Source organism: Streptomyces sp. Q2 (assembly GCF_056820935.1).
The window spans coordinates 1-13,383 of record NZ_JBXEJE010000055.1; the positions used below are offsets into that span (position 1 = coordinate 1).

10 protein-coding genes are annotated in these 13,383 nt (G+C 71.4%); 3 read left to right on the forward strand and 7 right to left on the reverse strand.

The genetic code is table 11. From position 1 onward, the window contains the following. The 6 genes from ACWBNA_RS41335 to mce all read right to left on the reverse strand — a co-directional run. A partial coding sequence (locus tag ACWBNA_RS41335; protein WP_482709743.1) for an ABC transporter ATP-binding protein occupies window positions 1-1,133 on the reverse strand: 1,133 nt, incomplete at its 3' end. A 129-nt stretch (window positions 1,134-1,262) separates the two neighbouring features. Next, window positions 1,263-2,033, reverse strand: coding sequence for an ABC transporter permease (locus ACWBNA_RS41340; protein ID WP_482709744.1), 771 nt, complete (start codon window positions 2,031-2,033; stop codon window positions 1,263-1,265). 2 nt (window positions 2,034-2,035) lie between these two features. Further along, window positions 2,036-2,992, reverse strand: a complete 957-nt coding sequence (locus ACWBNA_RS41345; protein WP_482709745.1) for an ABC transporter ATP-binding protein — start codon at window positions 2,990-2,992, stop codon at window positions 2,036-2,038. A gap of 163 nt (window positions 2,993-3,155) precedes the next feature. Continuing rightward, window positions 3,156-4,091, reverse strand: a complete 936-nt coding sequence (locus ACWBNA_RS41350) for a cellulose-binding protein (protein WP_482709746.1) — start codon at window positions 4,089-4,091, stop codon at window positions 3,156-3,158. Window positions 4,092-4,274: 183 nt separating this feature from the next. Continuing rightward, entirely contained in the window at window positions 4,275-8,186 is a 3,912-nt protein-coding gene (scy, locus tag ACWBNA_RS41355) for a polarized growth protein Scy (RefSeq protein ID WP_482709747.1), read from the reverse strand. A gap of 234 nt (window positions 8,187-8,420) precedes the next feature. Next, window positions 8,421-8,861, reverse strand: a complete 441-nt coding sequence (gene mce / locus ACWBNA_RS41360) for a methylmalonyl-CoA epimerase (RefSeq protein WP_482709748.1) — start codon at window positions 8,859-8,861, stop codon at window positions 8,421-8,423. Window positions 8,862-9,012: 151 nt separating this feature from the next. Between mce and ACWBNA_RS41365 the strand changes: the two genes are divergently transcribed. The 3 genes from ACWBNA_RS41365 to ACWBNA_RS41375 all read left to right on the forward strand — a co-directional run bounded on the left by ACWBNA_RS41365 (window position 9,013) and on the right by ACWBNA_RS41375 (window position 12,590). After that, the gene (locus ACWBNA_RS41365) at window positions 9,013-10,215 is read left to right on the forward strand and encodes an acetyl-CoA C-acetyltransferase (protein WP_482709749.1); all 1,203 of its coding nucleotides are present in this window, start codon (window positions 9,013-9,015) and stop codon (window positions 10,213-10,215) included. 74 nt (window positions 10,216-10,289) lie between these two features. Then, on the forward strand, window positions 10,290-11,246 hold the full coding sequence (gene meaB, locus ACWBNA_RS41370) for a methylmalonyl Co-A mutase-associated GTPase MeaB (protein WP_482709750.1): 957 nt from the start codon (window positions 10,290-10,292) through the stop codon (window positions 11,244-11,246). A gap of 159 nt (window positions 11,247-11,405) precedes the next feature. Further along, entirely contained in the window at window positions 11,406-12,590 is a 1,185-nt protein-coding gene (locus ACWBNA_RS41375; RefSeq protein ID WP_482709751.1) for an MFS transporter, read from the forward strand. A 69-nt stretch (window positions 12,591-12,659) separates the two neighbouring features. On the opposite strand, the gene ACWBNA_RS41380 is transcribed toward ACWBNA_RS41375, so the two are convergent. Then, window positions 12,660-13,322: a PepSY domain-containing protein gene (locus ACWBNA_RS41380; protein ID WP_482709752.1), complete on the reverse strand. Its 663-nt coding sequence runs from the start codon at window positions 13,320-13,322 to the stop codon at window positions 12,660-12,662. Window positions 13,323-13,383: the final 61 nt, after the last annotated feature.

The following is a 13,383-nucleotide window of genomic DNA, read 5'->3' on the forward strand; positions in this document are numbered from 1 at the left end:
GGGGCGTACGGGTTGGGCGCACCGGCGCCGGGGGCCGGGACGGCGCCAGGAGCGCCGTACGGACCCGCGGGCGGCTGCCCCTGCGGCATCGAGAACGGCTGCCCGCCCTGCTGGGGCGGCGGCGGGGCGTACCAGCCCGGCTGGCCCTGCCCCGGCATCGGCATCGGCGGCTGCGCGCCCGGCGGCAGCGGCTGCTGGAGCCCGGCCTTCTGGTCGATGGTCGAGCGGTAGTCGACCGCGCCCTGCGTCATCCGCATGTAGGCCTCCTCGAGCGAGGCCTGGTGCGGCGACAGCTCCCACAGGCGTACGTCGGTGTCGTGCGCGATGTCGCTGATGCGCGGCAGCGGCAGCCCCGTCACCCGCAGCGCGCCGTCCTGCTCCGGCATCACGTGCGCGCCCGCCTCGGTGAGCGCGGACGACAGCTTCTCGCGCAGCTGCGGGTCGGTCTCGGGCGTACGGACGCGTGCGAAGTCGGCCGAGTTGGCCGAGATGAAGTCCTTGATGTTCATGTCGGCGAGCAGCTGTCCGCGTCCGATCACGATCAGGTGGTCGGCGGTCACCGCCATCTCGCTCATGAGGTGCGAGGAGACGAAGACGGTGCGGCCCTCCGCGGCGAGCGCCTTCATCAGGTTGCGCACCCACAGGATGCCCTCGGGGTCGAGGCCGTTGACCGGCTCGTCGAACAGCAGCACCTGGGGGTCGCCGAGCAGCGCGGCGGCGATGCCCAGCCGCTGGCCCATGCCGAGGGAGAAGCCCTTGGAGCGCCTTCTGGCCACGTCCTGGAGACCGACGACGCCGAGCACCTCGTCGACCCGGCGGGCCGGGATGCCGGACAGCTGGGCCAGGCACAGCAGGTGGTTGCGGGCCGCCCGGCCGCCGTGCACCGCCTTGGCGTCGAGCAGCGCGCCGACCTGGCGGGGCGCGTTGGGCAGCTTGCGGTACGGATAGCCGCCGATCGTCACCTGCCCCGAAGTGGGATTGTCCAGGCCGAGGACCATGCGCATCGTCGTCGACTTGCCCGAGCCGTTGGGCCCGAGGAAGCCGGTGACGGCGCCGGGCCGCACCTGGAAGGAAAGGTTGTACACAGCGGTCTTGTCGCCATAGCGCTTGGTCAGGCCGACTGCCTCGATCATGCTCCGCACCCATCAAGGTTCAGGACAGCGGGGCACACGCCCCCCGTAAGGGTTAGGAGCTTATCGGGGCGCTGACGGTTCCGCTCAAATGAAAGCAAAGCCCAAAGCTTCACCCGTCCCGCTCCGGCTTCAGGCGTCCCGCTTCTTGAGCAGGACGTAACCGCCGAGCAGCGCGGCGGCCACCCACAGCGCCATGATCCCGAGGCCGCCCCAGGGGCCGTACGGTGTGTCGTCGTCGATCGGGGTGACCACCTGCATGATCTTGCTGCCGGCCTGGTCGGGCAGGTACTGGCCGATCTTCTTCGTCGCGTCGACGTTGCCCAGGATGTTGGAGATCAGGAAGAAGAACGGCATCAGGATGCCCAGCGACAGCATCGGCGAGCGCAGCATCGCGGCCACGCCCATCGAGAACATCGCGATCAGGGTCATGTAGAGGCCGCCGCCGATGACCGCGCGCAGCACGCCGGAGTCACCGATCGACGCCTTGTGGGTGCCCAGCATCGCCTGCCCCAGGAAGAAGGCGACGAAGCTGGTGGCCATGCCGACGACGAGCGAGAGCCCGGTCGCGACCGCGATCTTGCTGAACAGGAAGGTGCCGCGCTGCGGTACGGCGGCCAGCGAGGTGCGGATCATGCCGGTGCTGTACTCGTTCGACACCACGAGCACACCGAACACGATCATCGCCAGCTGTCCGAGGCTCATGCCCGCGAAGCTGATGAACGTCGGGTCGAAGGACAGCCGGTCGTTGCGGCTCATGGTGTCGAACTCGCTCTTCGACAGCGCCGAGATCAGCATGCCGAGCGCGATGGTGACGACCACGGCGAGGGAGAGCGTCCACACCGTGGACGCCACCGACCGGATCTTGGTCCACTCGGACCGGACGACCTGGATCGCCGCCATGGTCAGTTCCCCTTCCAGCCGTCGCCCCACTGCGGCCCCGGTGCGAGGGGCGTCCCGGCATGTGCGTGGTACTCGACCGACTCCGCGGTCAGTTGCATGAACGCCTCCTCCAGGGAGGCCTGCTGGGGGCTCAGCTCGTGCAGCACGATCTGGTGCTGCGCCGCGAGCTCCCCGATGTACTCGGGTTTCCAGCCGTCGACTTCCAGGGTGCCGTTGCCGGCCTCCACGGCGGTGATCCCGGCGCCGTGCAGCACGTCGAGCAGCCGCTCGCGGTGCGGGGAGCGGATGCGGACGTAGGACCGCGAGTTCCGCGCGATGAAGTCCGCCATGGAGGTGTCCGCGAGCAGCCGCCCCTGGCCGATGACGACGAGGTGGTCGGCGGTCAGCGCCATCTCGCTCATGAGGTGGGAGGAGACGAAGACCGTACGGCCCTGCGAGGCCAGCGACTTCATCAGGTTGCGGATCCAGTGGATGCCCTCGGGGTCGAGACCGTTGACGGGCTCGTCGAACATCAGGATCCGCGGGTCGCCGAGCAGCGCGCCCGCGATGCCGAGCCGCTGCCCCATGCCGAGCGAGAAGCCCTTGGCCTTCTTCTTCGCGACCGAGGTGAGACCGACCGTGTCCAGCACCTCGTGCACCCGGCTCTCGGGAATGCCGTTGCTCTGCGCGAGGCACAGCAGGTGGTTGAACGCGCTGCGCCCGCCGTGCATGGCCTTGGCGTCCAGCAGGGCGCCGATGTACCGGAACGGGTCCTTCAGCCGGTCGTAGTGCTTGCCGTCGATACGGACGTCCCCGGCGGTCGGCCGGTCGAGCCCCAGCATCATCCGCATGGTCGTCGACTTGCCGGCGCCGTTGGGCCCGAGGAAGCCCGTCACGATGCCCGGTCTGACGGCGAAGGTCAGATTGTTGACCGCCACCTTCTCGCCGTACCGCTTGGTCAACCCCTCGAGCTCGATCATGCGATCCACGCTAGGGGCGGTGTCCGGCGGATGCCAATCCTGGGGGGAAACGGATATCGGACAGAGCGGCAACAACCGTGGAAGCGGTCGCTCTCGCGCAGCCCATGACGAAGGCCCGCACCCCTCGCGGGGGATGCGGGCCCTGTCGTACTACGTCACACGCTTACCGGGACTGCTGAGCCGGGACACCCCGGGAGATCGGCTCGTCGTCGGCCGGCGTACTGGCGGCGGCCACCGCGGCACCCGTGAGCGTGGCGAGCATCTCGCGCACGTTCGTCAGCTGGGCGTTGATGGAGTCGCGGCGGTTGGTGAGGGCGGCCAGCTCGCGCTCGGATTCCGAACGGATCCGGTCGGCCTTGGCGTTGGCGTCGGCCACGATGTCCTCGGCCTGGCGCTGCGCCGTCTCCACCGTCTGACGGGCACGGCGCTCGGCGTCCGTGCGCAGCTTCTCCGCCTCCAGGCGAAGCTGCTCCGCGCGGTGCTCGATCTCCGCGAGACGCTTCTCCGCCTTCTGCTGACGCGAGGCCAGGTCGCGCTCCGACTGCTCGCGGCGCTTGGCGAGGTTCGTCTCGAAGTCGGCGGCGGCCTGCGCGGCCTTGGCGCGGGTCTCCTCGAAGAGGGCGTCGGCCTCCTCGCGCTTCGACTGCGCGTCCTTCTGAGCCTCGGAGCGCAGCTGCGAGGCGTCGCTCTTGGCCTTCTCGACGATCCGGACGCCCTCGTCCTCGGCCTTGGCCTTGCGCTCCGCAGAGAACGATTCTGCGTCGTTGCGAACCTGCTGGGCCGCCGACTCGGCGAGCTCGCGGTGCTGTTCGGCCGCGCGCCGGGCCTCCTCGCGCAGGTCCTTGGCCTCTTCCTCGGCGAGGCGGAGGATCTTCTCGACACGTGCGCCGAGACCGGCGTACGACGGCTCGGCGTCGCTGACCTGAGCCTGGGCGTTCTGCGTTTCGAGGTGGAGCTCCTCGATGCGCTTTTCCAGAGCAGTGATACGGGCCAGAGCGCTGTCACGGTCGGAGACGAGCTTCGAGATGCGTTCGTCCACCTGAGCGCGGTCGTATCCACGCCGCACAAGCTCGAAGCCGTAGGGGGAAGTGTCGCTCATGGGGTTCCTGTCGAATGAGACCGGTGAGGTGATAGGGGGAATCCTAGGGGCCGAAGCGGTGTGTCATCGAGCGGATGCGTGTTTGATCTGGAGAATGACACCCCTTTTGGGTGGCTAACCCGCGGACCACTTGCCAAAAACTTGGTCAAAGGCCCCAGAAGACACCGGAATTCGCACTTTGTTCTAGCCGTCCGACGACTTCGCACCCGAACGAGGGGCGCCGACCGTGGCGCCCGCCTTGACGCCGTCCTTGCCCCCGACAGGGGCCTCGAAGGACTCCAACGCCTCCAGGACGTCCTGGACACGCGAGATCTCGGCGTTGATGTCCTCGCGCCGGCGCACCAGGATCTCCAGCTCGCGCTTGCCCTCCTCGACCGTGCGCCGCGCCTCGCGGATCGCCTCGGCCTTGAGGTCCTCGGCCTCCTTCACGAGGGCCGCCTTCTTCTGCTCGGCCTCCTTCAGAAGCCCCTCGGCCTTCTTGACGGCGGCGATCCGCACCTTGCCGGCCTCGGAATTGGCCTCCGACACCAGCTCCTTGGCCTTCGCCTGGGCCTTGGCGAGCTGCTCCTCGGAGGCCTTGATGAGCGCGTCGCACCGGTCGCCGGTCGACTTCATCGTCTCGGAGGCCTCGCGGCGGGCCCGCTCGTGCAGGTTCTCGATCTCGGTCGTGATGCGGTCGCGCAGCTCCTCGGCCCGCTCCCTTATCGCGGTGGCGTCCCGGCGGGCACCGACGAGCAGTTCGTCCGCGTCCGTACGCGCCCTCTCCACCCGCGCGTTGCCCTCGACCGTCGCCTCGGACACCAGCCGGTCGGCCTCGGTGCGGGCCGCGCCGACCATGCTGTCGGCCTGGGCCTCCGCGTCCGCGGTGGTCTTGAGGGCCTGCTGCTGGGCCTCGGTGAGCAGCTTGTCGGCCTCGGCGGTGGTCTCCGTGATGAGCTTGTCGACCTGCTCGGCCGCCTCGGAACGCCGCTTGTTCGCGGCCTTCCGGGCCTCGTCGAGAGTGCGCTCGGCCTCCTCGCGCGCGGCCGTGGTGACCCGCTCGGCCTCCGACAGCGCCTCCTCCTGGACCCGCGCGGACTCGCCGCGGACCCGCTCGGCGTGCTGCTGGGCCGACCCGACCGTCTCGGCGGCCTCGGCGCGCAGCCGCTCCGCCTCGCCGGTGGCCTCGCCGACCAGCTGCTCGGCCTGGGCCAGCGCCTCGGACCGGACCCGCTCGGCCTCCGCGGCCGTCTCCGAGCGCAGCCGCTCGGCCTCGGCGACCGTCTCCTGCCGCAGCCGGTCGGTGTCCGTGATCGTCTCGGTGGTGAGCCGCTCGGCCTCGTTGCGCGCCTCGGTGATGAGGGTGTCGGCCTGCGTCGCCGCGTCCGACCGGATGCGGTTGGCGTCCTCGCGGGCATCCGCCCGGGTACGCGCCGCCGCCTGGTCGGCCTCGGCGATGGTCTCCGACGCCTGCGTACGCACCCGCTGGGCGTGCTCGGACGCGTCCGACCGCAGCTGCTCCGCCTCCGCGATCGCGTCCGAGACCGTCCGCTCGGCGAGCGCCTTGGCGGCGTCCGTCTCCTCGGCCGCCTCACGCCGGACCCGATTGGCGTCCTCGGTGGCCCGCTCCCGCTCGGCGTAGGCGTCGGCGCGGACCCGGTCCGACTCCTCCTGGGCCTCCCGACGGGTACGGTCCGCCGCGTGCTCGGCGGCCGACCGCAGCCCGGTGATCTCCTCCTGCGCCTGCTCGTACAGCCCCGCGACCGAGTCCCGTACCTGCTGGGCGTGCTGCTCGGCGGCCGACACCATCTCGGTGGCCCGCCGGTCCGCCTCCTCGACCAGCCGTACGGCCTCGGCCTGTGCCTCCTCGACGCGCTTGCGCGCCGAGGCCAGCAGTTCCTCGCTCTGCTCGCGGGCCCGCTCGCGCTCCTGGCCGGCCTCCTCGCGGGCCGCGCCGAGGAGCTCCTCGGCCTCGCGGCGACGCCGGTTGGCCTCGTCCTGCGCGGCGGCCAGCGTCTCCGACGCCTCGGTCGCCAGCCGCTCGGCGGCGGCCTGCGCCTCCGCCCGTACCCGGTCGGCGGTGTCCTGCGCGTCCGACTTGAGCCGCTCGGCCTCCGCCGCCGCTTCCGACCGCAGGCGTACGGCGACGGCCTCGCCCTCCGCGCGGGAGGCCGAGGCGTCCGACGCGGCCTCGGTACGCAGCCGCTCGGCCTCCGTCTCGGCCTGCTGCTGGAGGGTGCGGATCCGCTCGGCGGCCTCGCCGCGCAGTCGCTCGCCCTCCTCGGAGGCCTCGCGACGGATCCGCGCCGCCTCCTCACGGGCGTCGCTCAGCGCCTGCTCGGCGGCGACGAGGCGCTCCTCGGCCTCGTTGTGCAGCCGGCGCAGTTCCTCGGCGGCCTCGGCGCGACGGGCCTCTATGGCCCGCTCGGTCTCCTCGTGCAGTTCGAGCGCGGCCCGCTCGGCGTCGGCCTTGATGCCCTCGGACTGCTCGACGATCTCCGCGCGGTGCCGCTCGGCCTCCTTGCGGGTGCGCTCCAGGGTCTCCTCGGCCTGCCGGCGCAGGGTCGTCGCCCGCTCGATGGCCTCCGTGCGGACCTTCTCGCTGTCCGTGGTGGCCTTCTGGCGCAGCTCGTCCGCGTCCTGCCGGGACTTCGCCAGCAGTTCCTCGGCGGTCCGGGCCGCCTCCTCGATCTGCTGGACGGCCTCCTTGCGCGCCTCGGAACGGATCTTCTCGCCCTCGGCGACCGCCTCGGCGCGCAGCTGCTCGGCCTCGCCGCGCAGCCGACGGGCCTCCTCCTGCAGCTCGACCGTCTTGGCCCGGTACTCCTTGGTGTCGTCCTTCGCCGTGCCCTTGAGCTGCTCGGCGATGTCATGCGCCTCGGCGCGCAGCCGGTCCGCCTCGGTCTCCGCCTCGGTGCGGATCCGCTCGGCCTCCTCGGCGGCGGCCTTGGTGGTGCTGCGCGCGTCCTCTTGCGCCTTGTTGAGGACGTCCTCGGCCGTCTTGGCCGCCTTGGACAGCTGGGTCGCGCTCTCCTCGGCCGTGAGGGTGCGGGCCTTCTCGGCGGCCTCGTCGAGCAGCTTCTCCGCCGCCGCGCGGGCGTCGGCGACGATCTGCTCGGCGTCCGACCTGGTGGCCTCGGCCTCCTTGGTGGCCTCGGTGACCAGCCGGGCGACCTGCTCCTTCGCCGTACGGGTGCGCTGCTCGTTGGCCGACTCCGCGCTCGACAGGGCCTTCTCGGCGGCGGCCTTCGCCTCGGCGACCAGCTTCTCCGCCTCGGCGCGTGCCTCGCGCAGAGCCGTGTCGGCCTCCTGGATGCGCTGCTCGGCGGTCCGGCTCAGCTCCTGCGCCTCACGGCGGGCCTGCTCGGACTCCGACGTGGTGGAGGTGCGCAGCTGCTCGGCGTGCTCGGTGGCCTCCTGGGCCTGCGTCGAGGCGGCGTTCAGCAGTCGCTCGGCGTCCGCGCGGGCACGGCGCAGCAGCTGCTCGGCCTCCGTGCGGGCCGACTCGGCCTCGCTCTGCAGCCGCTGCCGGGCCTCGGACGTCACCCGCTCGGCCTCCGCGCGGGCCGCCGCCATGGCCTGCTCGGCCTCGGCACGGGACTCGTCCAGGAGCCGGCGGGCCTGCTGCTCGCTGCGGGCGCGCAGCTGCTCCGCCCAGGCCACGTTCTCGTTGACGTGCGACTCGACCGTCTGCCGGCGTTCGGCGAGCTCCTGGTCGAGCTGCTGGCGGCGGGTGACCGCCTCCTGGTGCAGTTCCGCCTGGAGCCGGGCCGCCTGCTCCGCGTGCTCCTGGAGGATGCGCTGGGTCTGCGCCCGGGCCTGGCTCAGCTCACGCTCGGCCTCCTGGCGCAGCTGGTCGGCCTGGACCTGCGCGTTGCGCAGCAGCTGCTCGGCCTGGTAGCCGATGTCACCGCCGTCGAAGGCGGGCCGGGACATGATGGTGCGACGCGCCTCGTGCAACTTGGCGCGCAGCACCTCGACCTGGTAGCCGAGGTCCTCGGCATGCTGGATCGCCTTTTCCCGCTCGGTCTTCAGCCGCTTCATCTCGGCTTCGAAACGAGTGAGGTGGTCGACGTCAGCCGCCGGTTCCCGCTCCTGGCTCTCGTAGCCCCGCACTGCGCGGTCCCATCCGTCCCCTGGTCGCAAGTCTCTCCGTACGAGCTCCGTCCGTTCGCAGAACGGGGCTCCCGGGGAATGGTGTCAGATCAACGGCGGAGCACGGGCTGCTGCCCCGACGCTCGTCCCCCGAAACCCGGACCCCGGCCAGGTCCCGCCGTGACGGCAGGACCCTGGTCGCCCTGGTTGTGAGCGACGACCGCCCCCAACCCTACCGGCCCATATGTACGAGGGTCAGTGCTCAGGTGACTCAACGGGCGCCGAAGTGACCAGTTCTGTCAGTACGCCGTGGCAATCCTTCGGGTGCAGGAAGGTGATCCGTGACCCCATGGAACCGATTCGCGGCTCTTCGTACAGAACGCGTACGCCCTTTCCGCGGATGTCCGCGGCGTCCGCGTCGACATCCGCCGTACCGAAGGCGATGTGGTGCACGCCCTCGCCGTTCTTCGCGAGCCACTTGCCCACGGCGGAGTCCGCCCTGGTCGGCTCCAGGAGCTGCAGGTACGAAGCCCCGCCGTCGGACGTATCGTTGATCTTGAGCATGGCCTCGCGCACGCCCTGCTCCTCGTTGACCTCGGAGTGGAACACCTCGAAGCCGTAGGTGGCCCGGTAGAACTCGACGGTCTTGTCGAGGTCGTGGCAGGCGATCCCGATGTGGTCGATTCGCGTCAGCATGGATTCAGTGCAGCGCTCCGGAGGTGGTTACGCAACGTGCGCGCGATCACACCGACAGCCCGATGACGGCATGGACTACCGCTCAGTACATTCGAAGTAAACCCTCGTTCACTCCTCGGCCAGTGCAGGCCGGATAAGGGGATCGCAGCTCATGACTGGATCGAACAGCACGACCTCGGTGATCGTCGCGGGCGCCCGGACGCCCATGGGCCGGTTGCTGGGCTCGCTGAAGTCCTTCTCCGGAGCCGACCTCGGCGGCTTCGCGATCAAGGCCGCCCTCGACCGTGCGGGTATCGGTGGCGACCAGGTGCAGTACGTGATCATGGGCCAGGTGCTCCAGGCCGGGGCGGGGCAGATCCCGGCACGCCAGGCCGCCGTCAAGGCCGGCATCCCGATGAACGTGCCGGCGCTCACCGTCAACAAGGTGTGCCTGTCCGGCCTCGACGCCATCGCGCTCGCCGACCAGCTCATCCGCGCCGGCGAGTTCGAGGTGATCGTCGCCGGCGGCCAGGAGTCCATGACCAACGCCCCCCACCTGCTGCCCAAGTCCCGTGAGGGCTTCAAGTACGGGGCCATCGAGATGCTCGACGCCATGGCGTACGACGGTCTCACCGACGCCTTCGAGAACATCGCCATGGGCGAGTCCACGGAGAAGCACAACACCCGCCTGGGCATCCAGCGCCCCGAGCAGGACGAGTTCTCGGCCCTGTCCCACCAGCGTGCCGCCGCCGCCCAGAAGAACGGCCTGTTCGAGGCGGAGATCACCCCGGTGGAGATCCCGCAGCGCAAGGGCGAGCCGGTCGTCTTCAGCAAGGACGAGGGCATCCGCGGCGACACCACGGCGGAGTCCCTGGGCAAGCTGCGCCCGGCCTTCACGAAGGACGGCACGATCACGGCGGGCTCGGCCTCGCAGATCTCCGACGGCGCCGCGGCGGTCGTGGTGATGAGCAAGGCCAAGGCGCTCGAGCTCGGCCTGGAGTGGATCGCCGAGATCGGCGCCCACGGCAACGTGGCCGGTCCGGACAACTCTTTGCAGTCGCAGCCGTCGAACGCGATCCTGCACGCCCTCAAGAAGGAGGGCCTGGAGGTCTCCGACCTCGACCTGATCGAGATCAACGAGGCCTTCGCGGCGGTCGGGGTCCAGTCAATGAAGGACCTCGGGGTGTCCTCGGAAAGGGTGAATGTCAACGGTGGCGCCATCGCCCTCGGTCACCCGATCGGCATGTCCGGCGCCCGCCTCGTCCTGCACCTGGCGCTGGAGCTGAAGCGGCGCGGCGGCGGCGTGGGCGCGGCCGCGCTGTGCGGCGGCGGCGGTCAGGGTGACGCGCTGATCGTGCGGGTACCCAAGGCCTGAGCCCCGCTTTCGAGGCCTGAGCCCCGCTGTTCGGCTGTCCCCCTTTCGTGGTCTCTTTCGTGAACGGAGCTGTGATGCAGGACGTCTCCTCGCTGGTCGCCCAGGCCAGGGAAGGCCGGCCGCGGGCCGTGGCCCGGCTGATTTCCCTCGTGGAGGGGGCGTCCCCGCAGCTCAGGGAGGTCATGGCGACACTGGCCCCGTTGACCGGCGGGGCGTATGTGGTCGGTCTGACCGGCTCGCCGGGCGTCGGCAAGTCGACGTCCACGTCCGCGCTGGTGACCGCGTACCGCAAGCAGGGCAAGCGGGTCGGCGTCCTGGCCGTCGACCCGTCCTCGCCGTTCTCCGGCGGTGCGCTGCTCGGCGACCGGGTCCGGATGTCGGAGCACTCCTCGGACCCGGGCGTCTACATCCGCTCGATGGCGACCCGAGGCCACCTCGGCGGTCTCGCCTGGGCCGCCCCCCAGGCGATCCGCGTCCTGGACGCGGCCGGCTGCGAGGTGATCCTGGTCGAGACGGTCGGGGTCGGCCAGTCGGAGGTCGAGATCGCCTCCCAGGCCGACACGTCGGTGGTGCTGCTGGCGCCGGGCATGGGCGACGGGATCCAGGCGGCGAAGGCCGGAATCCTGGAGATCGGCGACGTGTACGTCGTCAACAAGGCCGACCGCGACGGCGCGGACGCCACCGCCCGTGAGCTGAACCACATGCTGGGCCTCGGCGAGTCCCGCGGCCCCGGCGACTGGCGCCCGCCCATCATCAAGACGGTCGCCGCGCGTTCCGAGGGCATCGACGAGGTCGTCGAGGCACTGGAGAAGCACCGCGCCTGGATGGAGGAGCGGGGCGTCCTGTCCGAACGCCGCCGCACCCGCGCCGCCCGCGAGGTCGAGACGATCGCCGTCACGGCTCTGCGCGAACGCATCGGCGACCTGCACGGAGACCGCCGGCTGAGCACCCTGGCGGAGAAGATCGTCGCCGGGGAGCTGGACCCCTACCGGGCGGCGGACGAACTGGTGGCGGGGCTGACGGAGGGCTGACCGCCCCATGGTGACGCGGCGCACCCGCTGATACGTTGATCCACATGTTCCTCCTCCTGGCATAGGGCCCGCCCGAGCCCGCGACCGCACCCGGCAGCACGCCGTGGCCGTCGCGGCACTTCGGCGTCCCTTCCCTGCCTCCAGTAGAGGAACTCTGTCGTGTCCGCTGTGTCCCCGCGGCCTTCCTATGCCGCGGTACTCCGCATTCCCCATGCCCGCCGCACCTTCGCGGCCGCCCTCGCCGCCCGCCTGTCGTACGGCGTGATCCCGATCGCCGTGATGCTCTGCGTGACCCGGGCGACCGGGTCGTACGCCGTCGCCGGCGCCGTCATGGCCGTGTTCGGCGCCACGGGCGTCTTCCTGTCGCCGTACCGGGCGGCCCTGGTCGACCGCCACGGCCCGCGCCGGGCCCTGCTGCCCATGGCCCTGCTGTACACGGGGCTGCTCTGCACCTTGGCGGTGGCCGGTTGGCGTCCCGGCGCGTCCGGATTGCTGCTCGGCGTGATCGCCGCCGTCACCGGCGCCTGCGCGCCGCCCCTCGGCCCCACCATGCGCACGGTGTGGGGCGAACTCGCCGAGGACCGGCTCCTGCTGCAACGCGCGTACAGCCTGGACGGCGTCGCGGAGGAACTCCTCTACGTCACCGGCCCGCTGCTGGTCGGCGTGCTGGTCGGCTTCACGGCACCCGCTGTGGGTGTGGTGCTGGGCGCGCTGCTGATGGGGGTCGGGACGCCGGCCTTCGTCATGTCACCGGCGGTCCGCGCGATGCGCGGGAGCGGAGCTGTACGCGAGGGCCGACGGGCCTCGCTGACGCCGGGGCGGGAACTGCTGCAACCGGTCGTCGTCGCGGGGGGCGTCGGCCTGTCCCTCAGCGCCGTCGACCTGTTGGTGGTGGCCTTCGCCGGGCAGCGGCAGCTCGGGGACGACACCGTCGCCTGGGTGCTCGCGGCGCTGTCGGCGGGCAGCGCGGTGGGGGGTCTGCTGAACGGGGCGGTGGACTGGCGTACGCCGGCCCGGGTTCGGCTGTCACTGCTGGCGGTGGGCCTGGGGGTGACGCTCGCCGTCGCCGCTCTGGCCCCCGGCGTGGTCACCCTCGCCGGGGCGGCGGCCTGTGCGGGGCTGTTCGTCGCACCGGCCCTGACGACGGCGTACCTGATCGCCGACGAAGCCGCCCCGGCCGGGTTCCGTACGCAGGCGGGGGCGTGGGTCAACACGTCCGTCAACGCGGGGAGTTCGGCCGGGGCGGCGACGATGGGGGTTTTGGTGGAGCGGCTTCCGCTGGGGGTGTGCTTCGTGGTGGCGGGCGGGGTGTCGGTGGGGGCGGCGGTGATCGCGGGGTTCTAGCGCCCGGCCCGTGCCCGAAGGGCCAGGGGGCAAAGCCCCCTGGCCGGTTGCAGGGGCAGAGCCCGTACGTCAGCCGTCGTCGGAGGCGTCCGAGCGGTCCGCCGTGACCTTGCCGGTCTGCAGGTCGACGTTCCAGTCCTGCTCGGCCTTGCCGGACTTGTGCGTCTCGACCTCCCAGGACTTCGAGGTGCCGTCCTCGTCGAGGCCGACCGACGTCACGGTGCCCTTGCCCGCCGCGGCCTTGGCGGCCTCCGACGCCGTCACCTTCGCGCCCTTCAGCGCGGCCCGCACCTGGGCGGTGTCGTCCTCGTGCTCGGTGTGGGAGCCGAGGACCTTGCCGGTGCCGGGGTCGATGTTCACGCTGTGCCAGGTGTTGTCGCCACCGAGCACGTCGACCTGCCACACGACCGGCCCGGCGTCGTCCTGGTCGTCGAGGTCCACGGAGACGGCGGTTCCCGCGTCGTGGCGCAGCGCGGAGGCGATGGCCTCGGCCGCCGTCACGTCACCGGACACCCGCGCCGCGTCGTCGTCCTGAGCGTCGTCGGCGTCGTCGGCGTCGTCGGTGTCATCGACGTCCTGGGCGTCGTCGTCCTGGACCCCGGCCTGCTTCACCTGAGCGTCCGCCTGCCGCGCCGTCCCCTCGCCGTCCCCGGTGCCCGCGAGGGCCGTGGCCGTACCGCCCCCGATCAGAGCGGCGGCCGTAACGGCGGCGATCACGATGTTGCGCTTCATGCGGCTTCCTCCAGAGTCGTAATGATTCGGTCGCTTCGTTCCGCTTGCGACATCAACCACC

Bases quoted from the DNA above. Each gene is read 5' to 3' on its own strand.
- ACWBNA_RS41340 (WP_482709744.1), bottom strand. From the start codon at position 2,033: ATGGCGGCGATCCAGGTCGTCCGGTCCGAGTGGACCAAGATCCGGTCG.
- ACWBNA_RS41345 (WP_482709745.1), bottom strand. From the start codon at position 2,992: ATGATCGAGCTCGAGGGGTTGACCAAGCGGTACGGCGAGAAGGTGGCG.
- ACWBNA_RS41350 (WP_482709746.1), bottom strand. From the start codon at position 4,091: ATGAGCGACACTTCCCCCTACGGCTTCGAGCTTGTGCGGCGTGGATAC.
- mce (WP_482709748.1), bottom strand. From the start codon at position 8,861: ATGCTGACGCGAATCGACCACATCGGGATCGCCTGCCACGACCTCGAC.
- ACWBNA_RS41365 (WP_482709749.1), top strand. From the start codon at position 9,013: ATGACTGGATCGAACAGCACGACCTCGGTGATCGTCGCGGGCGCCCGG.
- meaB (WP_482709750.1), top strand. From the start codon at position 10,290: ATGCAGGACGTCTCCTCGCTGGTCGCCCAGGCCAGGGAAGGCCGGCCG.
- ACWBNA_RS41380 (WP_482709752.1), bottom strand. From the start codon at position 13,322: ATGAAGCGCAACATCGTGATCGCCGCCGTTACGGCCGCCGCTCTGATC.